Genomic DNA, 22025 nt, shown 5'->3' with positions numbered 1-22025 from the left:
AAATTGTAACACTTTTTGGAAAATAAAAATATGAATTTTGTCAATCTAAATACGATCACTTGCTATTCTACTTTAAAATCGACCATTAAAATCCCAGAATTAATTCAAGTCGCCAAAAAAAGGGGATATTGGTCTTTAGCAATTACTGATTTTAATGTATTGCATGGAACGATTCAGTTCTATGATCAGTGTATTCAAAACAATCTTAAGCCGATTATTGGAATGACTTTGGGTACCAGAGGTTTTTCTGATATGAGAATCAAGCTGGTTTTACTGGCTGAAAATAAAGAAGGTTATAAAAATTTACTTAAGATTTCCACTTTAATTAATATTGATTCAAATTTTCAAACTCTTGAAAGTTTAAAAGATTATTACTCAGGGTTAACTGTAATAATAAGTCCAACTGAAAATGAAATAATTGAGTCTAATTTTGAAAAAATAAATGAAATGATTGGTAAATACCGTAAGCTGTTTTCTAATCTTTATTTGGGCTATTCTCCCAGTTTAATGAATCTAAGTAAAATGAACATTTACGAAAAAATCTATCAGCAGAAACTTTTAAAAATAGTTTATATGGACGAAGTTAAATATTTAAATGCTGAAGATGAGGTCGCTTTGAAAATTCTTGAAGCGATTGATAAACAAGAGAAAATCGACCCCGAGGACCCTTTACTGACAGTTCCTGGTTCTCATGAATTAAAATCTGCCTCAGAAGTTGTTAACCCTGAAAAGGGTGATTTATTTGATGCAGTAACTAACGCCAATAATTTAGCAAAAGAACTTAATGTTGAAATTGTCAAAGAAAAAACAGAATTACCACACTTTAAATCATCTTTTGATTCATCATCAAAATATTTAAAACATTTGGTTAGTCAAGGATTAACTGAACTAGGAAAAGATCAAGATCCCGAATATTTAAAGCGAGTTGAATATGAGTTAAAAGTTATTGATGAAATGGGATTTGCAGATTATTTTTTAATTATTTGGGATATTGTCAATTACGCTAATTCAGCTGATATTCAATTAGGAGCAGGCCGTGGTTCAGCAGCAGGATCTTTAGTATCTTATACTTTAGGAATTTCTAAAGTTGATCCAATTGAGTATGGATTACTGTTTGAAAGATTTTTAAATCCGGCCAGAGTGAATATGCCAGATATTGATTTAGATGTTCCTGATGATAAAAGAGGAGAAATTATTAAATATCTGCAGCAAAAATATGGCAGAGATAATTTTGCACAAATTATAACTTTCTCAACTTTAGGCGTAAAACAAGGGATTCGTGATTGTTTACGCGTCTTTTCCGCAGATAATAAGACGGTTTCCAGATGGATTAATGCAGTACCACATGGTTTACATGTAACTTTAAAACAATGCTACAGTGAGTCTTCAGAATTTCAAAAACTAGTCAATGAAGATAAGTTTGGCCGGATGCTTTTTTCTGTTTTGTTAAAGATTGAGGGATTACCAAGACAGCCTTCAATTCATGCAGCTGGCGTGGTGATTTCTGAAAATAAATTAGTTGATAAGATCCCTTTACAAGAAGGGGCAAACGACATTTTGTTGACGCAATATGTTTACCACGATGTTGAAGAATTAGGGCTGCTTAAAATCGATATTTTGGGACTTCGTAATCTGACGATTCTAAAAAAAATGATTGATTTGGTTCACAAATATGATGACCCAAATTTTAAGGTTGAACAAATTGATAACAAAGATCCTTTAACTTTAAAAGTATTTCATGATGCTGATACTGATGGTGTTTTTCAATTTGAATCAGATGGATTAAAAAGAGTTCTTTTAAAAATGGATGTTGAGAGTTTTAACGACATTGTAGCAACAAATGCACTATTTCGACCTGGTCCGATGGGTCAAATTAATACCTATATTGAACATAAAAAAAATAAGGATACGTCATATGATCCTGATTTGGCCCCTTTAAAGCCGATTATTGACAGTACTTATGGAGTTATTGTTTATCAAGAACAGGTCATGCAGGCGGCAAATTTAATGGCAGGCTTTCCTTTAAGTGAAGCAGATATGCTGCGGAGGGCGATGAGCAAAAAAAATCGTGCTCTTCTTGATGAATATCAGACTAAATTTATCGACGGAGCTGTCCAAAAAGGATACAGTGAAAAGCAGGCCAAAAAGGTTTACGATTTAATTGAATATTTTTCTAACTATGGTTTTAATAAGTCACATTCTGTTGCATATAGTATGTTAGCTTTTTGGCTCGGTTATATTAAATCCCACTTTCCAATTCATTTTTTTACTGTTCAATTGGAGTATTCGTTAGGAGACTATACTCGATTACGTAATTTAATTAACGCTGCAAAAAGAAAAAATATTAGGACGATCTCTCCTGAAATCAACACTAGCATTTTTAACTTCACTAATGATGGAAAGAAAATTATTTCAGGTTTAGTTTTAATTAAAGATCTTAGGAGAGATTTTATTAAAGAAGTGGTCTCTAAAAGGTTTAAATATGGTTCTTATAAAGATTTAAACGATTTATTAAATCGAGTTGATCGAAGATTTCTTAAAGATGATAACTTTTTGCCTTTAATCAGATCTGGTGCTTGTGATGATTTTCCTGGTAATCGGCGTGAATTGGTTGAGAATCTAAAAACTAGTATCGATAGCATTGTTTTTTCACAAAATAATGTTAATTTATTTGAGCAATTAAAACCTCGATGGGATCCTTATCCAGATTTTTCATACGATGAAAAAATTGAAATGGAACATGAATTAACGGGATTGTATCTTAATGGAAGTCCTTTTGATGAATTTAAAAATTTAGAAAAAATTTATCAGCCGCAAAAAATTAATCAACTTCAAAAAGGGAAAAAGTCTTGGATTTTTGCAACGATCGTCAAAAAACAGGTTATTAAAGATAAAAATGGTAAACAAATGTCATTTATATCTTTAGACGATATGGAAGACGTTATTGAAGGAGTAATATTTTCAGATCAGTATTTTGAATATAGCAGCCAAGTGATTGAAGGAAAAAAAATTGCAGCTTTCGGTCAAATTAGAGACCGACGCGGAATAAATTTTATAATCAATAAAATGTTTTTATTAAAAGAAGCATCAAAAACTTTTAATGATGAAAAACTTTTTGTTGAGGTTTCTGAAATAGATTCCAAAAAAATGAAAATTTTGCAGCAATTATTCGCAAAAAATCACGGATTAAATCCCGTTTACATTGTTAATAATAAAACTGGTCAAAATGTTCTTTTAAACCCTAATAGCTGGGTTTCAATGAGCGAAGAATTGTATCACGAATTAATTCAATTAGTCGGTAATAAACATGTCATATTTCAAGAAAAGAAATAATTGAAAATTTATGACAAAACCCTCTGTTAGTGGTAACATTAACCGCGATTGGAATATTTAGGATCCAACAAAATTTATTGAGGTGGTTTATTTTAATGAAACGTATTGGTATTTTGACAAGTGGCGGAGATGCCCCTGGAATGAATGCTGCAATCAGAGCTGTAGCTCGAAAGGCATTAAGTGCTAATCTTGAAGTATGTGGCATAAATTACGGTTATAAAGGCTTAGTCGAAGGAAACATTTTTGAAATCAAAGAAAAAGAGGTTTCTGATTTAATCCAGCTAGGCGGTACTATGCTTTATACAGCAAGATATCCAGAATTTGCCGAAGAACAAACGCAATTAAAGGCGATTGAGCAGTTAAAAAATAACGGAATTGATGCCTTGGTTACTATTGGCGGTGACGGTACATATCACGGAGCTGTTAAATTAACTGAACATGGATATAATGCAATTGGCGTTCCTGGAACAATAGATAATGATATTCCTTTTACAGATCATACTATTGGTTTTAATACAGCAATTCAAACTTCTGTTGAGGAGATTGATAGAATTCGTGATACAGCAAAAAGCCATAGTCGAATTTTCGTAGTTGAGGTTATGGGACGTAATTCAGGCGAAATTGCTTTAAGGACAGCCGTTGCTTCAGGCAGTCAAGTAGTAGTAATCCCTGAAAAACCTTTCGATGTCGACCAAATTGCTGAAACAATTAAAGATGCTAGACTCCGCGGTCATGACCATCAAATCATCGTCACAGCTGAGGGAGCAATTCATGCACAAGACCTTACTGAACAGCTTTCAAACCGAGGTGTAGAAAACATCAGAGGTGTTTCATTAGGTCACGTTGTTAGAGGTGGTTCTCCAACAGCATATGACAGAGTCATTGCTGCAAGAATGGGGAGTTACGCAGTTGAACTTTTATTAAACGGCCAAGGTGGTCAAGCGGTAGGAATTGAAAACCAGATTATAACTCACCATCCGATTATTGATCTTTTTAATACAAAAGCAGTTACAGATTTATCAATGTATGAATTAGCAAACACATTATCTTATTAATTTAGAAAAGAGAGTAGATATAAATATATGAAAAAGACTAAAATTGTTTCAACATTAGGACCAGCTAGTAACTCGACAGATATTATTGCAAAATTGATTAAAGCCGGAGCTAATGTTTTTCGCTTTAACTTTTCACATGGTGACCATGAAGAACATCTTTCCCGGATGAAGATGGTTAGAGAAGCTGAAAAAATCACTGGTAAATTAGTTGGTATTATGCTTGATACTAAGGGAGCAGAAATAAGAACAACTGATCAAGAAGGCGGCAAATTTGAAGCTCATATGGGTGATGAAATTCGCATTTCAATGGATGCAAGTTTAACTGGTAATCCAAGTAAAATTGCTGTTACTTATCCTGGACTTTATGAAGATACTAAAGTTGGCGGACATGTTTTAATTGATGATGGATTAGTAGATCTCAAGATTACTGGTAAAGATGAAGAGCACAAAGAACTAATCACTGTTGTTGAAAATGAAGGCATGATTGGATCAAAAAAGGGTGTTAACGCTCCGGGTGTTGAAATTAAATTGCCAGGTATTACTGAGAAGGATACTGACGATATTAATTTTGGTCTTGACCATGGCATCAATTTTATTGCTGCTAGTTTTGTTCGTAAACCACAGGATGTTTTAGATATTCGTGAACTACTTGAAAAGAAACATCGCGAAATTGTTAAGATTTATCCTAAAATTGAATCACAAGAAGGAATTGATAATTTTGACGATATCATTAAAGTATCCGATGGTTTAATGATTGCTCGTGGTGACATGGGTGTTGAAATTCCTTTTGAAAATGTTCCTTTTGTTCAAAAAGAATTAATCAGAAAATGTAATGAAGCTGGTAAACCGGTAATTACTGCAACTCAGATGCTTGATTCAATGCAGGAAAATCCACGTCCAACCAGAGCCGAAGTTAATGACGTTGCTAACGCAGTTATTGATGGAACAGATGCAACAATGCTTTCTGGTGAAAGTGCTAACGGTAAATACCCAGTTGAATCTGTTGCTGCAATGGCAAAAATCGATAAAAGAACTGAAAGATCTTTAGTTAATCTTGATGCTTTTACTTTGAAACGCTTATCAGATAAAACAGATGTCACAGAAGCTGTTGGACAATCAGTTGCTCATATTGCTAAGAACTTGGGTGTTAAGACAATTGTTGCAGCAACTCAATCTGGATTTACCGCAAGAATGATTTCAAAATATCGTCCTAAAGCAGATATTCTTGCTTTAACTCCTAATGAAGATGTTCAAAGAAGTTTGACAATTGACTGGGGTGTCCAACCAGTTCTAGTTAAAAATCTTAATTCAACTGATGAATTATTTGATTTAGCAACTCAAAAGGCTGTAGAATTAGGTTTTGCTGAAGAAGGTGATTTAATTTTAATTACTGCTGGAGTGCCTGTTGGTGAAACTGGAACTACTAACGTATTAAAAGTACAATTAATTGGTTCCAAACTCGCTAAAGGAAGCGGAATTGGTGATCATTCATTTGTTGGAACGGCTAAAGTTGCAACAAGCGCTGAAGAAGCAATTGCTAAGGCTCAAAGCGGAGATATTTTAGTTACTAAAACTACTGATAAAGACTATACTCCTGCTATTGAAAAAGCATCAGGTCTTGTTGTTGAAAGCGGCGGACTTTCTTCTCACGCTGCAGTAGTTGGTCTTTCGCTAGGAATCCCAGTTATTGTTGGTGCTAAGAACATTACTAACTTAGTTTCTGATGGTCAAACTATTACATTAGATCCAAAAGGTGGAATAGTTTATAAAGGCAAAATCGAAAACGTCTAAATAAATAATAAAAATTAGAGATTTTAAAGCGCGAAATATTTATCTTTTCGCGCTTTTCTTTTATCATGGAGATATAATGAAAAATGGTGAAATTCTTGAAGTAACAGTCAAGGAAATAAAAGATAATACTGTTATCGGTTTAGTGGATGAGCAAAATGTTTATGTTAGAGCAAAAGACATAAGTTTACTTGAACCTGAAAAAAAATATTTTGGATTTTTATATCTGAATCGGCATGGTGAATGGTGTGTTGATACAACAATTCCAAAAGCTTCTTTAAAAAGTTTTGGCTGGGGAAAAGTTGAAACAGTTGATCATAGTAGTGGAGTGTTTGTTTCAATTGGTTTAGCAGATAAAGATATTTTGGTTTCATTAGATGATTTACCTGATAACTCTCGTGATTGGCCCCAGGTAGATGATGAGCTGATCGTTCGTTTAGAAAGAGACAACAAAGATCGATTATGGGGAAAACTTGCAACTGATGAGGACTTAATATCAGGAGGCTTCATTAGTTTTGACCATAAATTTAAACAAAACGAAATGGTTTCGGGGCATGTATACCATCTAGGTAAGACTGGTGTTTTTATTTTATTAAAAGAGGGTCGGTTTGCATATCTTCACCACACCGAGATGGAAGAAAATGTTCACTTAGGTCAAGAAATTACTGGTCGAATAATTGGTTTTGGAGCCCACGACCGGATTAATATTTCTTTGTTAAAAAATGCATATGCTAGAATCGATGATGATGCCGCGATGATTTTAGCTGCTATAAAATTTACACCAGATAAGAAATTGCTGTTAAGTGACTCTTCAACTCCAAAAGAAATTAAAGATAAATTTGGAATTAGTAAGTCTAGTTTTAAACGTGCTGTCGGACACCTTTTAAAACAAAATTTGATTACAAGCGAAAATGGATATCTCAAAATTAAATCTTAATAAAAGTGATAAACAAGTTTTGATAGATTTTGAGAATTATTTGATAGTGATCTTAAATTTGTCAAAGAATTCAGTTAGTTCATATCTAAATGATGTTGAAAAATGGCTGGAGTATTGTAGTTCTAATAATTTTTCAGCTTTAAGTGCCAAAACTCTTGACGTTCAAAAGTTCTATCAAAACGTATATGGTGATAAAATGGCTATCAATTCGGCAGTTAGGTCATTTTCTTCTTTACAGAATTTTTATTCGTTTCTGCAGGATAATGAACTAGCAATAGAAAATCCGCTTGAAAATATGGCTCGGCCCAAAAAAACAACACCATTACCTAGTGTTCTCAGTTATGAGGAGGTCGATCGTTTGTTGAAAGCACCTGATTTGAATTCTAAGTTTGGAATTAGAGATCGAGCGATTCTAGAAACCATGTATGCAGCAGGACTAAGGGTTAGTGAGACGACATCATTAAAATTAGATGATCTTCATTTATCGATGCATTTAATTAATGTTGTCGGTAAAGGAAATGTAGAAAGAATCGTTCCTTTGAATGATGAAGCAATCCATTTTATAAATCTTTATTTTAAAGAGATCAGAGATAAGATTAATAAGTCCAATAGTAATTTTGTTTTTTTGAATTATCAGGGAAATGGTATCTCAAGACAATCTATTTGGAAGTTGATAAAAAAATATCTGCAAATTGCTGGTATTGATAAAAAGGTAACTCCCCATACATTGCGCCATTCTTTTGCAACTCATTTAATTAGCAATGGTGCTGATCTAAGAAGCGTTCAGGAACTTTTAGGACACCAAAATGTATCAACTACTCAAATTTATACCCATATTGCTAATAATCTTCTTTTAAAAGTTTATAACGAAGCAAAACCAAGGAAGTAAATTTTGTTAAAAAAATACACACCAGAATTAAAGAAAATTTCAATGGGAATTTTGACCTATAATGATCGTCGGATAAAAACTTCAAAGTTACAAATGAAAATTGATCAATTAACCAATAATGATGATAACGAATTATATTTATGGTCAGGACCTGATAAACACTATGATGGTTTAATTTCGATTGAAAAATATGACGAATCATTGGTTATTGTCAAAGATATTATTTTGCGTAATAATTTTAAAAATACTGCAGGATATAATAGTGTTTTAAATGATTTGCAGGCCCAAATGAAACAGAAAAAAATATTAGGTGCAGAAAAGTTAAAGGATATTTTTATTAAATGGGAGAAAACGCAGAACAAGACATTGGTTACAAATTAATATTTGAAATCGATAATTTTTCAGGTCCATTAGATCTTTTATTGAAATTAATTAAGACTCAAAAAATTGATATAAACGATATTCCAATCGTTCAAATTACATCTCAATTTTTGGATTTTATTAATCGTTTTGGTGACCAATTGTTAGATCGATTGGGGGACTATTTAGTGATGGCAAGTAAATTAACTTTAATTAAAGCAAAAATGCTTTTGCCTGCTAAAGAAGATGATTTAGATGAACTTGAGGAAGATCCAAGAACTGATTTAAAAAATCAATTATTAGCTTATGATAAATTTATCCAAATTACTGAATCTTTGAAAATACAAAAATCAACTCATCAAATAAATTATTCCCGTGAAGAAATATTTGCTTCCGAATGGGAAAAACCTGCGTTAAAACTAGATGCAGTAACTTTAGACCAATTAGCACAATGTATGCAGAATATTATTAGTTCGTCTGAAGAAAGGGGTCAGGTTTTTGATGTTATTAAGAGAATCAAAGTTTCTTCAGCTGAGGTTAATAACAGAATTAAACAAATTATGAAAGATAAGGGTAAAACAACTTTTTCTGATTTAGTGCAGGAATTTCCAAGTCTTGACGGAATCATTACCTGTTTTGTTGAAATTTTATCGTTAATGCATTTAAAAGAGATCAAAGTTAGACAGTCTTGTGAGTTTGGAGAACTAGTATTGGAGCAAAACGTTGCAGTTTGAAGCAATATTTGAAGCACTTCTTTTTTTGGCTGGAGAAGATGGTGTTGAAATAGAAAAATTATTAAAAACTTATCACTTAAGTGAAGAAGAAGTTAATAGTCATTTAAATCAATTAAAAAAAAGGTATCAAGAAACTGCGAGTGGTTTAGAAATTGTTGAACAGGATCGGACCTTTTTTATTAAGACGAGAGGCGACCTTGCGCCAAGTATTGATCTTTTTTTAGAAAGATATATGGGCAAAGGGTTAAGTAATTCCGAACTTAATACTTTAGCGATAGTTGCTTATCAACAGCCGGTGATGAGAATCCAAGTTGATGAGCTAAGAGGGGTTAATAGCTCGCAAATTTTGCATAATTTAGAAAACAAGAAAATGATTCGCTCAACGAAAAGTGACGCTCCAGGGAGACCAAAAGTTTATCGAACTACCAATTATTTTTTACAATATTTTGACTTAAAAGATTTACGTGATCTTCCAGAACTTGAGAAATCAGAAAAAGAAAAACAAAAGGAGTTATTTTAAATTGAATCAAAAAATCCGCCTGCAGAAAATTATGTCCGAAAGTGGAATTGCATCAAGACGTAAATCAGAAGAGTTAATTAAAAATGGTCATGTTAAAGTAAATGGTCATGTAGTTAAAGAGATGGGAATCCAGGTTGTATCAAGTGATAAGATTGAAGTAGATAATCGTCCAATTAAAAAAATAGTTAAGCGGACTTTTCTTTTTTATAAACCTCAAAAAGTTATTACATCAACCAAGGATGAGAAATGTCGCCTAACAGTTTCTGATTTTTTTGATCCCAAACTTCATCTTTTTCCGGTAGGACGACTTGATTATGATACAAGCGGCTTAATTATAATGACAAATGACGGAGAACTTGCTAATTTATTAATGCATCCTAAATACTTGGTTGAAAAGACCTATTTGGCTAAAATCAAAGGTTTAATTAATAGCAATGATCTTTCTAAAATTAGAACAGGATTAAAAATTAAACGTGTTAGATATGCTCCAGCGAGAATAAAAGTAAAAGAAGTGGACCGAGAGCGCGGGAATTCATTTGTTGAAATCACTTTAACTGAAGGGAAAAAACATGAAGTTAAAGAAATTTTTTCTTTTCTAGGTTATCCGGTAAGAAGATTAACAAGAGTTCAGATTTCTTTTTTGAAAGATGAAGGAATGCGTTCAGGGATGTATCGCGAACTCCGAGAAGATGAAATAAAGAAATTAAAAAGTCTTAGCAGATAATTTAACGATCAATCCTAAAAGCTTTTCCAGGACAGTTGGTAATAGTTGATCTTAAATCTTTTGCTTTTTTTGAATCAATTTCAACTGAAGAGTCACTGGTTAAGTTTTTTTTAAAGTGAGCAATTCCCCTATCATCGAGATCGAATAATTCAGGATGCTCACGGAGGCAAAGACCGCAAGCAATACAACGTTTAGAGTCTAATAGTAATTTCAATTTTAATCACAACTTTCTAGTAAATGGATTATGATATAATTAATTTTAAGATAAATTTGGAGTTAAATGTAGATGAAAGATCAAAAATCAGATTTAAACGATAACAATAAAAATAGTGAAGAGACACCTTGGGATAAAACTTTTAGCGACGATCGAGATGAAGAAGGAAATCTTTCAAGAGTTCGGGCTAGAAAGATGAAATCTAATAAGAATCTTTATTATTTTATCATTCTTGGTGCGTTAATTTTAGTTATTTTAGTTCCGCTTTTGATTGGAGTAATTGGAAATTCTAATAATAAAAAGAACACTTCTTCTCAAAATCAAGTAACTATGAAAAGTTCTTCTACTGCCTCAAAGGAAAAGACAAATAGTAAGAAAGGGTCTTCGAAAGAAAAAACAAAGAGTAAGAAGTCCCATAAGCGTTCCAAGGAAGATGAAATTACTTCAAAATCATCTTCAGAAGCAAACTCTTCTTCTCAATCATCTCAAAGTCCTGAGAAAGAGTCGAGCAGTTCAGCCAGTTCGCAGTCATCTTCTTCACAGCCAGCAGCTAGTTCATCAAGCCAAAGTTCGGCTTCTAGTTCCAGCAGTTCAAATCCTCAAGGTACTAACTATACGGTTCAATCTGGAGAGTACTGGTATAGCATTGCTAGAAAATATGGGGTCAGTGTAAATGTTCTTTATCAGCTGAATGGTGCAAGTGCTAATACTAAGCTGGTGCCTGGTCAGGTTATTAAGGTACCATAATGCAGATTGCAATTGATGGGCCTGCCTCAACTGGTAAAAGTACAGTTGCGAAAATTATCGCTAAAAAGCTAGATTTTTTATATGTCGATACAGGAGCAATGTATCGTTCATTAACTTATTTTGGATTAAAAAATAAAATTGATTTAAATAATGAAGAGCTTTTAACGAACTTACTTAAATCAATGAATTATGACAGCCGGGTTATTAATAATCGGCTTCATTTTTTTGTTAACAGCGAAGATGTAACCCAGGAAATTAGAAATCCAATTGTTGCCAAAAATGTCTCGCAAGTGGCTTCTTATCCATCAGTTCGTAAACATCTAATTTCTTTGCAGCAAAATATTGCTGGAAACCAAAATGTTGTGATGGACGGCAGAGATATTGGAACAGTAGTTTTACCTTCTGCAGATTATAAATTTTTTTTAACGGCTGATCCTAAAATTCGTGCTAAAAGAAGATTTTTGGAAAATAAAAAAAAGGGAATTAATTTATCGCTAGAAGAATTAGTTACTGCAATCAAGCGAAGAGATGAGTTGGATTCAAAACAAATGGTGATGGCAAAAGATGCGATTTTGATTGATACTGGTGAAATGAGCATTGATCAGGTTGTTAATTCATTAATGAACAAAATACAGCGATAATGGATTTTTGGCGCCGATTGGAGTATATTATTAATTAGCATATTTTTGGAGGATAATTCATGAGCGACAATCTTAGTGACAGCCAGCAAATGGCTCAAGCTCTTGATGAAAGTTTAAATGTAAATTTAGGTGATGTAGTCAAAGCAGAAATTTTGCAAGTTGACGACAATCAGCTTGTTGTAAGTATTTTAGGTACTGGACTTGAGGGAGTTGTTCCAGAACGGGAACTATCGACTCAAAGAATCGATGATATTCATGATTCTTTTAAATCAGGAGATGATTTAGATTTAGTAGTTATTTCTAAATTTGGAGCTGACAAGGAAAATGGAAACTTTTTACTTTCTCGTAAACGTATTGAAGCGCAGAAGCAATGGAGCGAACTAGAAGAAAGATTAAAAAAAGAAGATACTCTTTCTGCACATGTAGTTAAAGCTGTTAAAGGCGGCTTATTAGCTGATGTTGGTGGAGTTGTGGGCTTTATTCCATCTTCAAGGATTGAGTCTTATTTCGTGCGTAATTTAAAGCAATATATTGGACAAGATTTAAAGGTTAAAGTAATAGAGATTGAACCTTCTGAAAATCGATTAATTCTCTCTAGAAGAGATTTTGTTCAAGAAGAAAAGAAAGAAAAATTTGATGAATTGGCAGGCAGAATTCATGAAGGCGATGAAGTTACTGGAAAGGTAACGAGAATTACACCTTTTGGTGCTTTTGTAGATATTGATGGAATCGATTGTTTAATTCATATTTCAGAAATTTCTCGTAAGCGTGTTTCTGATCCTAATGATGTATTAAGTGTTGGTGATGAAGTTACTGCAAAAGTAATTAGAATTGACAATGAAAAAGAAAGAATTTCATTATCATTGAAAGCACTTGAGCCAACTCCTTGGGATAACATCAGTGATACTGTTAAAGTTGGTGAAACTTTAGATGGTAAAGTAAAACGGTTAACTAGTTTTGGAGCTTTTGTTGAAGTTTTACCTGAAATTGAAGGTTTAGTTCATATTTCTCAGATCAGTCATAAGCATATTGCAACACCAAGTGAAGTTCTTAAAGTTGGTCAAGAGGTTAAAGTTAAGGTAATTGATTTAGATAAAGATAGTAAACGTCTTTCGTTATCAATTAAAGCTTTAGAGGAAAACCCTAAAGATAAAGAAGACCGTCCAGCTAAGTCAGAAAATAGTTCTGGTGATAATATGAAATATAAACCGACTGAAACCTCAGGTTTTTCAATCGGAGATATTATTGAAAGCAAGCAGGAAGAAACTAAGTAATCTTTTGTTTTTAATTAAGAAAAGCGTTGGGATATCTCAACGCTTTTTCATTTAAAGGAGGTATTGACGATTAAACCAAAAGTTGCAATAGTCGGCCGACCCAATGTTGGAAAGTCTACTTTATTTAACCGGATTATTGGAAAAAGAAAAGCAATTGTACTCGATACACCTGGTATTACGCGCGACCGTAATTACGGGACTGCCGATTGGAATGGAAGAACATTTGACGTTATCGACACAGGCGGAATGGATTTTGAACCAAGTGATTTCAATTCTGAAATAAATTCTCAAGTTAATGAAGCCTTAAAGGAAGCAAATGTAATTATTTTTCTTGTGGACAGTAATTCGGGTATAACTAAGCAAGATGATCAAATTGCTAAATTAGTACGAAATGAAAAGAAAAAACTAATTTTGGCAGTAAATAAGGCTGATAATGACGTTGAACGACTAAGTGCTTATGAATTTTATGGATTAGGTTTAGGAGAACCTATGTCCATTTCTGCGACTCACGGAACTGGGGTAGGAGACTTGCTCGATCGAATAACAAAAATGCTTCCAGAAGAAGAAGAAGTTGATAAAGAAACTGATCGAATAAAAGTTAGTATTATTGGCGAGCCAAACGTCGGTAAAAGTTCCTTGATTAATAAATTAGTTGGAAATGATCGAATGATTGTCTCTTCTCATGCAGGAACAACTAGAGATGCAATTTCTCTTAATCTCGAAACAGAAGACGGTGAAAAATTTAAATTGATTGATACTGCTGGAATTAGAAAACCTGGGAAAGTCCAAGAAGCAGTAGAAAAATTTTCGGTTATTAGAGCTAAAGATGCTGTCGATGAATCTGACGTTTCTTTAATTTTAATTGATGCAGACGCTGGGATTAGAGAGCAAGATAAAAAAGTCGCGGGGATAGCTTTTGAATCAGGAAAAGGTATTATCATTATTGTCAATAAATGGGATCTAATTGAAAAAGATAATCATACGATGAAAGAATTCGAACAGTATGTGCGAGATGAACTTCCTTATTTAAATTTTGCTCCAATTGTCTTTATTTCAGCTCGAACAGGGTTAAGAGTCGAAACATTACTTCCTCTAGTCACAGAGGTTTATTCAAATGAAATCAAACGAATTCCATCTTCGGTTTTAAATGACATTTTGTATGATGCAATTTCTATGACTCCACCATCAGCTCACAAAGGACGTAAATTAAAATTATTTTATTTAACCCAAGTTGGTGTTAAGCCGCCTTTGTTTATTGTTTTTGTTAATGATGTTAAGTTATTCCATTTTTCTTATGATCGTTATTTGATAAATTATATAAGAAAAGTATTTGATTTTACGGGAGTTCCCATTAAAATCAAGGCTCGACAGAGGTCTTAATAATTCAAGAGATATTTGGTGATTCAGTAAAATTTGTTATAAATAACTTGCGGCATGAGGAAGTTTGTGCTAAATTGATGTACGGAAAGAAGAGACAATCGACTTCGTGTTTCATTTTCCATTGATTTTTTGGAGGTTATTCTAATATGGCTAATAAGTCAGATTTAATTGATACAGTTGCACAAAGTACAAATCTTACAAAAAAAGATGCTACTCGTGCAGTTGATGCAGTATTTAGTTCTATTCAAGACATTTTAACTAAAGGCGGTAAGGTTCAACTTATCGGTTTTGGTACTTTTGAAGTGAGAGAGCGTGCTGCTCGGACTGGCCGTAATCCACAAACTGGAAAAGAAATTCAAATTCCAGCTAGTAAAGTGCCTGCTTTTAAAGCTGGAAAAGCTTTAAAAGAATCTGTTAAATAGTTTAAAAATAATTCCCAGTCTTGACTGGGTTTTTTTTTATTAGAGGGAAAAAAAATTAAACAGAAATTTTCAAAAAAAGCACTTGATTTGTTAAGCCAAGGTGACATTACAGGGTTCACTAAATCAGTGCAGGACGCAATAAATTATGATGATCCTCAAACTTTAGAAGTTCTAGGGGAAACTTTATATGATAGTGGAAGTATTGATCAATCAGAATTGATTTTTCGTCATTTAATTGATTTAGATCCAAATAATTCTTCTGCCAAAATTATGTTAGCCGATATTTTAAATGAAAATGGTGATACAGATTCTGCACTTTTGCTGTTGGATGAGATTAGTGAGCAAGATGAAAAATATTTAGCTGTAATGATGCAAAAGGCCGATATTTATCAAACGATGGGAATGGATGAAGTAAGCGAATCCCTTTTGAGTCAAGCCTTAACTATTGATCCTACAAATCAAGCTTTAATTTTTGGGATGGCAGAACTTCTTTATTCAGAGGGTAAATATGAAAAAGCAATATTTTATTATAATAAGCTTTTAAACAATGGTGTTACTACATACTTAAGTCAAAATATTAAAGTTAGATATGCGAATTGTTTAAACTTTACTGGAAAGTTTGAACAAGCAGCAAAAATATATGAAACATTTAATAATATTTTACTAAGCGACGATGATTTGTTTATCAAAGGAACAGTTTTTTATGAAATTCATGAGTTTAAAAAATCTATTGATACTTTAGAGGAACTTAGAGAGAGAACCCCTGATTATGCGAGTATTTACTTGGTTTTAGCAAGTTCTTATGAAGAGACAGGTAATTTAGACCAAGCCTATCAAATTGCTTTAAAAGGCTATGAAATTAATGAATTTGATTTTAAACTATTACTTAAATTTTCGCAGTTAGCTCAAAAGTTAGGCCATTTTGAGCAGGCAGTTAGTGGGTATCAAAAGATATTGAAAAATGACCCTGAAAATATTCAAGCTTTAATAAATTTATCTTTAATCTATTTGTCAAAATCATCAAATCAAGAAGCAATTGAGTTATTATCAGGTCAGGAAAGTTTAGATCCTCGCTTATCATGGAATTTAGGGCAAGCGTATCTTAGACAAGATCAGCTAACAAAGGCTCAAGAGAATTTGTTAGCAGTTTTCGATCAATTTCAGGACGAGCCTGATTATTTATTAGATCTAATCACGCTTTTTAAAAAGCAAAGAAATATTAAACCAATATTGGCAATGATGCAGATGTATTTAAAATTAGTACCAACTGATGATAAAATAGCCACAGAGTATGAAAATTTGAGAAATGAACAAGAGCTAAATGATTAAAGAAGATTTTAAAAATATTCCAGAAAAATTTCAAAGAGCACTTCCCATCATGAATAAACTTCAAAGCTCAGGCTTTGAGGTTTATTTTGTAGGAGGAAGTCTACGCGATCTTTTATTAAATAAACCAATTAATGATATTGATATTGCAACCAACGCTTTGCCCGAAGAGGTAAAAAAATTATTTCCCCATAGTTTTGATACTGGGATTCAGCATGGAACTGTTACAGTGGTTTATAAAAGAGAAAATTATGAAATAACAACTTTTCGTAATGATGGGGATTACCTCGATCATCGGCACCCTGAGAACGTCAAATTTGTTAATGATTTAAGGGAAGACTTAAAAAGAAGGGACTTTTCCATTAACGCTCTGGCAATGTCGCCTGAAGGAGAAATTATTGATTATTATGGTGGAATTGAAGATCTAAAAAATAAAATCATTAAATGTGTTTTAAATCCTTACGATCGTTTTGAAGAAGATGCTTTGAGAATATTTAGAGCAGTTCGTTTTACCAGTCAATTAAATTTTAGTTTAGAAAATAATACGTATTTAGCGTTAAAAGAAAAAGTGTCACTGCTTTCAAATATTTCAATTGAACGCATCCATAGTGAATTTATCAAAATGATGCAGGGCGAAGGATGGCAAAAAGGCATTGAGCTAATTAAAGATTCAAAAATTTATGAATATATGCCTGATCTTCAATCAAATAGCATCGAAAAAATTTTAAATTATGAATATAAAAAAATTAGATTTTCTGATGAAGTACTAATTTGGGCAGTTTTATTTATTTTAGAGATTTTTCCAGCTAACCAGGTTAACCGAGTATTAAATAAATGGAAAACATCTAACGAAATTATAAATAATGTTAATGAAATTCTTTCTTTTTGCCAAAAATATCAAAAAGGGATTTTGGATTATCATTTGGTATATGGATTAAAAAGAGAAAATATTGAAAAAGGAATTTTTATTTTAACTAAGATCAATAACTTAAAATTAGTTAATAATCCACTAAGGGAATATGACTTACTACCGATTAATAGTATTAAAGATTTAAAGATAACAGGTAACGATTTAATTAACGAAGCAGGTTTTAAGCCCGGAGTGCATTTAGGAAAAATGATAAAATTAATTGAGAGTCAAGTTTTACAAGAAAAATTGGAAAATGATCATCGAGTGATGATTAATTTTGCGAGGGAAAACAATGTCTGAAAAAACATATCTTGAGTTAGCACAGGAAATTTTAACAACGGGAAATAAAAAAGATGATCGCACAAAAACTGGTACACTGAGCCTTTTTGGCAGACAGCTTAGATTTGATTTAAGTGAAGGATTTCCCATTTTGACTACTAAAAGAGTACCTTTTTCTTTGATTAAAAGCGAGCTATTGTGGTTTATTCACGGAGATACCAATATTAGATATTTATTACAAAATAATAATCACATTTGGGATGAATGGGCTTTTGAGAAGTACATTCAAAGTAACGATTACCACGGACCTGATATGACAGACTTTGGCAATCGGTCGCAGCATGACGAAAATTTTAAAAAAATTTATGAAGCAGAAATAAAAAAATTTACAGAAAACATCCTTGCAGATGTTAATTTTGCTAAACAATATGGAAATTTAGGCAATATTTACGGCAAACAATGGCGGGCTTGGAAAACGTCAAGAGGCACTCATATTGATCAGCTTCAAGAAGCAATCGAAACAATCAAGCATCATCCTGATTCACGCCGAATAATTGTCACGGCGTGGAATCCAGAAGATGTTCCTACAATGGCGCTGCCGCCTTGTCATACGATGTATCAGTTTTATGTTGATCATGGTAAGTTATCTTTACAAATGTATCAGCGTTCAGCAGATTTATTTTTAGGCGTACCCTTTAATATTGCTAGTTACGCTTTACTTAATCATTTAATTGCGAATTTGACTAACTTAAAAGTGGGAGAATTAATTATCGATTTTGGAGATGTGCATATTTATTTAAACCATCTGAAACAATTTGAACAGCAGTTACAAAATCCGATTTTATCAATGCCGGAAATAAAAATAAATCCTAATGTAAAAAGTATTGATGACTATCAAATTGATGATATCGAACTTTTAAATTATCATTCTGCTGGAAAAATTTCTGCTCCGGTGGCTGTATGATTGCAATGATTTGGGCGCAAGATCAAAATGGATTAATTGGTAATAGTAAAACCAATCAGCTTCCTTGGCCTAAAATGTCAGAGGATCTAAACTATTTAAAAGAAGTTACCACCGGGCAGATCGTTGTAATGGGACGTAAGACATTTGAATCCCTGCCCAACGGGCCGTTAAAAAATCGAATTAATGTTGTTTTAACAAGTCAAAATTTAAAATCTGATGTATTGATCATTAATAAGATTGATGAAATTAAAGAAATTGAGAAAGAAAATCCAAATCATGATATTTTTATCTTAGGCGGGATTCATGTTTATCAAGGAGCAATTCCTTTTGCTCAAAGATTTTATCGAACAACGATTGATGGTAATTTTGAAGGTGATCTCTACATGCCTGAAATAAACTATAAATTATATAAAAAAATAAGCACCAAAGATGTGCTTAGTTCTAAAGGTTATAAATTAACTTTTGAAGTATTTGATAAAATAGATTAAAGAAAATAATAAACTGATAAAAACATGAATAGGCTTCCGGCCATTACAAATAAATGCCAAATTACATGATGAAATAACAAATTTCTCCAACCGTAAAAAATTGTTCCAAGCGAGTAGGCTAAACCACCTAGAATCAAAAGCCCGACCCCAATAGGTCCTAAAGAAGCTAGGAGTGGCTTATAATATAAAACGCTAATCCATCCAATAGCAATGTATGCCAGAGTTTCTAAAATCTTAAATTTTCCAAGATAAGATAATTTATAGATAGCTCCAAGTAAACAGATTATATAAATAATTGCCAGTAAAATAATCCCTTTTATCCCGCCAATTGCAACTAAAGCATACGGAGTATATGATCCAGCCATTAGAACGTATATACTAATGTGGTCAATTTTTTGGAGAATTTTCTTAGCTGGCGTAAAAATTAAACTATGGAATAATGTTGATGCAGCATATAAAATAATTAACGAAATCCCAAAAATCAAAAAGGGGTATAGTAAGTGGGGGCTGCCTTTTGATTTTTGAACTAGTAGAACGGTTGCAAAAATGGACATCATAAATGCAAAACCATGTGTTAAGGCATTAAGAAATTCGGTTAATTTTTCCATTTGTATTTCATGTTCGTAATTATTGATTGCGGTTGTCGTTTTCATTTTTCAGGCTTAGCCCCTTTTTATAATTTTTGTCTAGATGTATTATAACATCATCTAGTTTTAAAAACTAGATGATAAATATTTTGAAGTTTCAAACAAATGTGAGGTTAAAATTGAGTAAAATTCAAATTGTTACCGACTCTTCGGTTAGACTTAGTGATGAAGAAATTGAAAAATATCATATTGAAGTCGTTCCATTAAGAATTGAAGTTGATGGTAAAAACTATATTGATGGAATTGATATTACGCCGACAGAATTTGTCGAAAAAATGAAGGAAGCAAAAAACCTTCCAAAGACTAGTCAGCCATCATTAGGAGATTTTGTAGGCGTCTATAGTAAATACGCTAGTCAAGATAAAACGATTCTTTCTATCCATATGCTATCTTCATTAAGCGGGACAGTAAATGTTGCTCGTGAAGCAGCAAAAATTAGTCACGGAGACGTTACAGTGGTCGATAGTGATTTTACTGACCGTGCACAAGGATTTCAGGTTCTTAAAGCTGCTGAAATGGCAGAAAATGGTGCCACCATGGATGAAATTTTAAAAGAAATTGAACAAATTAAAAATGAAACAGGTCTTTATTTAGCTTTTCCAACGCTAACAAATTTAATTAAAGGCGGCAGAATTAGTAGAGTAACTGGAATGATGTCCACTTTAATCAGGTTAAAGCTTATTATTCAGTTAAAAGATCAAGAATTAGTACCAGTTAAAAAAACTCGAAGTATGAGGGGGATTGAGCAATATTTTGACGAATTAATTAATAAATTTACTCAGATTCCTGATTTACATGCAGTAGGACTTTCTCACGTTGATGCTTATGATTATGGCAAAGAACTGGAAGAAAAAATTCATGCACTAAGACCAGAAGTACCTGTCTTTTTATCTGAAACAGGGCCCGTTATTGCTACTCACACCGGAGAAAAGGCGATGGCGGTAATTTATTATTAATTTGAGTGCAGTTAAGTAAAATGCAAGGAAAAAAATTAGCTTTTTTAAAAGCAATTTTGTTTTTTTTAATAATTTGTTTGATAACTTTTCTTGGTTTAAGTGTTTTTGTTCCCCGTCCAAAAAATATTAAACAAGTTGAGACTCCTCAAAGAACTATCGAATATGCAGCGATTGGTGATTCAATTACGCGTGGAATTGGTGATACCAACAAGAACGAAGGTTTTGTTGGAGCACTTAAAGATCGAGTTGAGACTGAAGACCATCTTATAGTTAAAACTCATAATTTTGGCTATACCGGGAAGACTTCCAGTCAGATCAAAAAGCGGATATTCTCTGATTCAAATTTAAGAAAATCGGTTGTTGATTCTAAATTAATTACGCTTGATATGGGCGGAAACGACATGATTTATACTATTCAAAATAATTTTTTTAAGTTAGAAAAAAAAGAATTCATCCCTAAAGCTCAGCTATTTAAGAAAAATATGACGGAATCCTTAAAAGAATTAAGAAGACTTAATCCTAAGGCAAATATAATAGTAATTGGAATTTATAACCCATTTTATTTGTATTTTAATGATATTAAGGATCTAAATAATCTTTTTGAGGAGTGGAATAATATAATTGTTGAAATTGTTCATAAAAATCCGAAAACTTTTTATCAAGATACAAACAATTTTATTAATAGCAAATCTGCCAAAAAAACTGTTGATGGTAAAATAATTAATCGATATTTATCAAAATCTGATGATGTTCATCCCAACGGTTTGGGTTATAGTTTAATTGCAAATGAATTATTTAATTTAATTAAAAAATATAAATTAATTTAGGTGACTTCAAACGAATAAAAGAGTAAATAAAAGAAAAATAAATATTTGGAAGTGGCTATTTATAGGGTTAGTCGGAATAATATGTGGCTTATCCCTTTTTCTATATAGTCGACTTTTTCTTGAAAAACCGGCATATCATAAAGTTGAGACAACGATTAGTAAAAAAAGTCCTAATTTTCAAGTTGTCATGAACAAAAAGCAATTTAATTCAATTGTAAATGAATATTTAACTAAGTTAAATTCCAAAGATTTACGTTTAAATTTTGTTTTAAGTGACGATGCCCAATTAACTGGGACAATTAAGATTTTTGGTCAACCGCTTCGTTTTAGATTGATTATGAATGTATCTGTGTTAGCAAATAAAGATTTATTGTTAAAACCGGAAGTTGTTTCAATGGGTAATTTAAATATTTCCCTAAAGCGGGTTCTTCAGTTGATTGAAACACAAGTAAAGCTTCCAAAATTCATTTCAATTGATTCTAAAAATGTAGAAGTTGTGATTGCATTAGAAAAAATTCAGTTTAATAAAAATCTAAGTTTTAGAGTTGATGCGGTTGATTTAGCAAATGATCGAATAGTATTTAATGGTTATCTTAATAAATAAAATTGG

At 32.3% G+C, this 22025-nt stretch carries 23 protein-coding genes; 21 read left to right on the top strand and 2 right to left on the bottom strand.

Annotated features, from left to right (window positions below):
* The first annotated feature begins 30 nt into the window (after positions 1 to 30).
* The 9 genes from R8749_RS05595 (at position 31) to R8749_RS05555 (ending at position 10340) form a co-directional block, all read left to right on the top strand.
* Entirely contained in the window at positions 31 to 3333 is a 3303-nt protein-coding gene (locus R8749_RS05595) for a DNA polymerase III subunit alpha (protein WP_317694801.1), read from the top strand.
* A 95-nt stretch (positions 3334 to 3428) separates the two neighbouring features.
* Positions 3429 to 4388, top strand: coding sequence for a 6-phosphofructokinase (gene pfkA / locus R8749_RS05590; RefSeq protein ID WP_317694799.1), 960 nt, complete (start codon positions 3429 to 3431; stop codon positions 4386 to 4388).
* A 27-nt stretch (positions 4389 to 4415) separates the two neighbouring features.
* Entirely contained in the window at positions 4416 to 6179 is a 1764-nt protein-coding gene (gene pyk / locus R8749_RS05585) for a pyruvate kinase (protein ID WP_317694797.1), read from the top strand.
* A gap of 76 nt (positions 6180 to 6255) precedes the next feature.
* Positions 6256 to 7113 carry a S1 RNA-binding domain-containing protein gene (locus R8749_RS05580; RefSeq protein WP_317694796.1) on the top strand — a complete coding sequence of 286 codons (858 nt, stop codon included), beginning with the start codon at positions 6256 to 6258 and terminating at the stop codon, positions 7111 to 7113.
* Entirely contained in the window at positions 7088 to 8002 is a 915-nt protein-coding gene (gene xerD / locus R8749_RS05575; protein WP_317694794.1) for a site-specific tyrosine recombinase XerD, read from the top strand. Before R8749_RS05580 ends, xerD begins: the two co-directional genes overlap by 26 nt.
* Before the next feature lie 3 nt (positions 8003 to 8005).
* Entirely contained in the window at positions 8006 to 8383 is a 378-nt protein-coding gene (locus tag R8749_RS05570; RefSeq protein ID WP_317694792.1) for a hypothetical protein, read from the top strand.
* Positions 8344 to 9096 (top strand): segregation and condensation protein A, encoded by a 753-nt coding sequence (locus R8749_RS05565; protein ID WP_317694790.1) that lies wholly within the window; start codon positions 8344 to 8346, stop codon positions 9094 to 9096. Before R8749_RS05570 ends, R8749_RS05565 begins: the two co-directional genes overlap by 40 nt.
* A complete protein-coding gene (gene scpB / locus R8749_RS05560; protein WP_317694788.1) occupies positions 9086 to 9616 on the top strand; it encodes an SMC-Scp complex subunit ScpB in 531 nt (176 codons plus the stop codon). The genes R8749_RS05565 and scpB overlap by 11 nt, the downstream gene beginning before the upstream one ends.
* A 1-nt stretch (position 9617) precedes the next feature.
* Positions 9618 to 10340: a pseudouridine synthase gene (locus R8749_RS05555; protein WP_317694786.1), complete on the top strand. Its 723-nt coding sequence runs from the start codon at positions 9618 to 9620 to the stop codon at positions 10338 to 10340.
* Between the two features lies 1 nt (position 10341).
* Here the strand turns inward: R8749_RS05555 and R8749_RS05550 are convergent, their stop codons facing one another.
* The gene (locus tag R8749_RS05550; protein WP_317694784.1) at positions 10342 to 10554 is read right to left on the bottom strand and encodes a ferredoxin; all 213 of its coding nucleotides are present in this window, start codon (positions 10552 to 10554) and stop codon (positions 10342 to 10344) included.
* Positions 10555 to 10626: 72 nt separating this feature from the next.
* Here R8749_RS05550 and R8749_RS05545 point away from each other — a divergent pair, with 72 nt between their 5' ends.
* The 9 genes from R8749_RS05545 to R8749_RS05505 all read left to right on the top strand — a co-directional run bounded on the left by R8749_RS05545 (position 10627) and on the right by R8749_RS05505 (position 18985).
* On the top strand, positions 10627 to 11301 hold the full coding sequence (locus R8749_RS05545; RefSeq protein WP_317694782.1) for a LysM peptidoglycan-binding domain-containing protein: 675 nt from the start codon (positions 10627 to 10629) through the stop codon (positions 11299 to 11301).
* On the top strand, positions 11301 to 11942 hold the full coding sequence (cmk, locus tag R8749_RS05540; protein ID WP_317694781.1) for a (d)CMP kinase: 642 nt from the start codon (positions 11301 to 11303) through the stop codon (positions 11940 to 11942). The genes R8749_RS05545 and cmk overlap by 1 nt, the downstream gene beginning before the upstream one ends.
* Before the next feature lie 59 nt (positions 11943 to 12001).
* The gene (gene rpsA, locus R8749_RS05535; protein WP_317694779.1) at positions 12002 to 13216 is read left to right on the top strand and encodes a 30S ribosomal protein S1; all 1215 of its coding nucleotides are present in this window, start codon (positions 12002 to 12004) and stop codon (positions 13214 to 13216) included.
* 63 nt (positions 13217 to 13279) lie between these two features.
* The gene (der, locus tag R8749_RS05530) at positions 13280 to 14596 is read left to right on the top strand and encodes a ribosome biogenesis GTPase Der (protein WP_425613185.1); all 1317 of its coding nucleotides are present in this window, start codon (positions 13280 to 13282) and stop codon (positions 14594 to 14596) included.
* 146 nt (positions 14597 to 14742) lie between these two features.
* Complete coding sequence (locus R8749_RS05525; RefSeq protein WP_317694777.1) at positions 14743 to 15018, top strand: HU family DNA-binding protein; 276 nt, start codon at positions 14743 to 14745, stop codon at positions 15016 to 15018.
* 126 nt (positions 15019 to 15144) lie between these two features.
* The gene (locus R8749_RS05520) at positions 15145 to 16347 is read left to right on the top strand and encodes a tetratricopeptide repeat protein (RefSeq protein WP_317694775.1); all 1203 of its coding nucleotides are present in this window, start codon (positions 15145 to 15147) and stop codon (positions 16345 to 16347) included.
* On the top strand, positions 16340 to 17554 hold the full coding sequence (locus tag R8749_RS05515; protein ID WP_317694773.1) for a CCA tRNA nucleotidyltransferase: 1215 nt from the start codon (positions 16340 to 16342) through the stop codon (positions 17552 to 17554). The genes R8749_RS05520 and R8749_RS05515 overlap by 8 nt, the downstream gene beginning before the upstream one ends.
* On the top strand, positions 17547 to 18497 hold the full coding sequence (locus tag R8749_RS05510; RefSeq protein ID WP_317694771.1) for a thymidylate synthase: 951 nt from the start codon (positions 17547 to 17549) through the stop codon (positions 18495 to 18497). Before R8749_RS05515 ends, R8749_RS05510 begins: the two co-directional genes overlap by 8 nt.
* Positions 18494 to 18985, top strand: coding sequence for a dihydrofolate reductase (locus R8749_RS05505; protein WP_317694769.1), 492 nt, complete (start codon positions 18494 to 18496; stop codon positions 18983 to 18985). The genes R8749_RS05510 and R8749_RS05505 overlap by 4 nt, the downstream gene beginning before the upstream one ends.
* Here the strand turns inward: R8749_RS05505 and trhA are convergent.
* Complete coding sequence (gene trhA, locus R8749_RS05500; RefSeq protein ID WP_317694767.1) at positions 18982 to 19638, bottom strand: PAQR family membrane homeostasis protein TrhA; 657 nt, start codon at positions 19636 to 19638, stop codon at positions 18982 to 18984. The genes R8749_RS05505 and trhA overlap by 4 nt on opposite strands.
* Before the next feature lie 113 nt (positions 19639 to 19751).
* Between trhA and R8749_RS05495 the strand changes: the two genes are divergently transcribed.
* From R8749_RS05495 to R8749_RS05485, 3 genes are read left to right on the top strand one after another with little or no spacing between them, the layout of a single operon-like run.
* A complete protein-coding gene (locus R8749_RS05495) occupies positions 19752 to 20588 on the top strand; it encodes a DegV family protein (RefSeq protein ID WP_317694765.1) in 837 nt (278 codons plus the stop codon).
* Between the two features lie 20 nt (positions 20589 to 20608).
* Complete coding sequence (locus R8749_RS05490; protein ID WP_317694763.1) at positions 20609 to 21415, top strand: SGNH/GDSL hydrolase family protein; 807 nt, start codon at positions 20609 to 20611, stop codon at positions 21413 to 21415.
* Between the two features lie 37 nt (positions 21416 to 21452).
* Positions 21453 to 22019, top strand: a complete 567-nt coding sequence (locus tag R8749_RS05485) for a YpmS family protein (RefSeq protein WP_317698527.1) — start codon at positions 21453 to 21455, stop codon at positions 22017 to 22019.
* Positions 22020 to 22025 lie beyond the last annotated feature (6 nt).

Source organism: Xylocopilactobacillus apis (assembly GCF_033095965.1).
Classification (GTDB): domain Bacteria; phylum Bacillota; class Bacilli; order Lactobacillales; family Lactobacillaceae; genus Xylocopilactobacillus; species Xylocopilactobacillus apis.
This window is presented reverse-complemented; position numbering and strand designations above follow the sequence as displayed.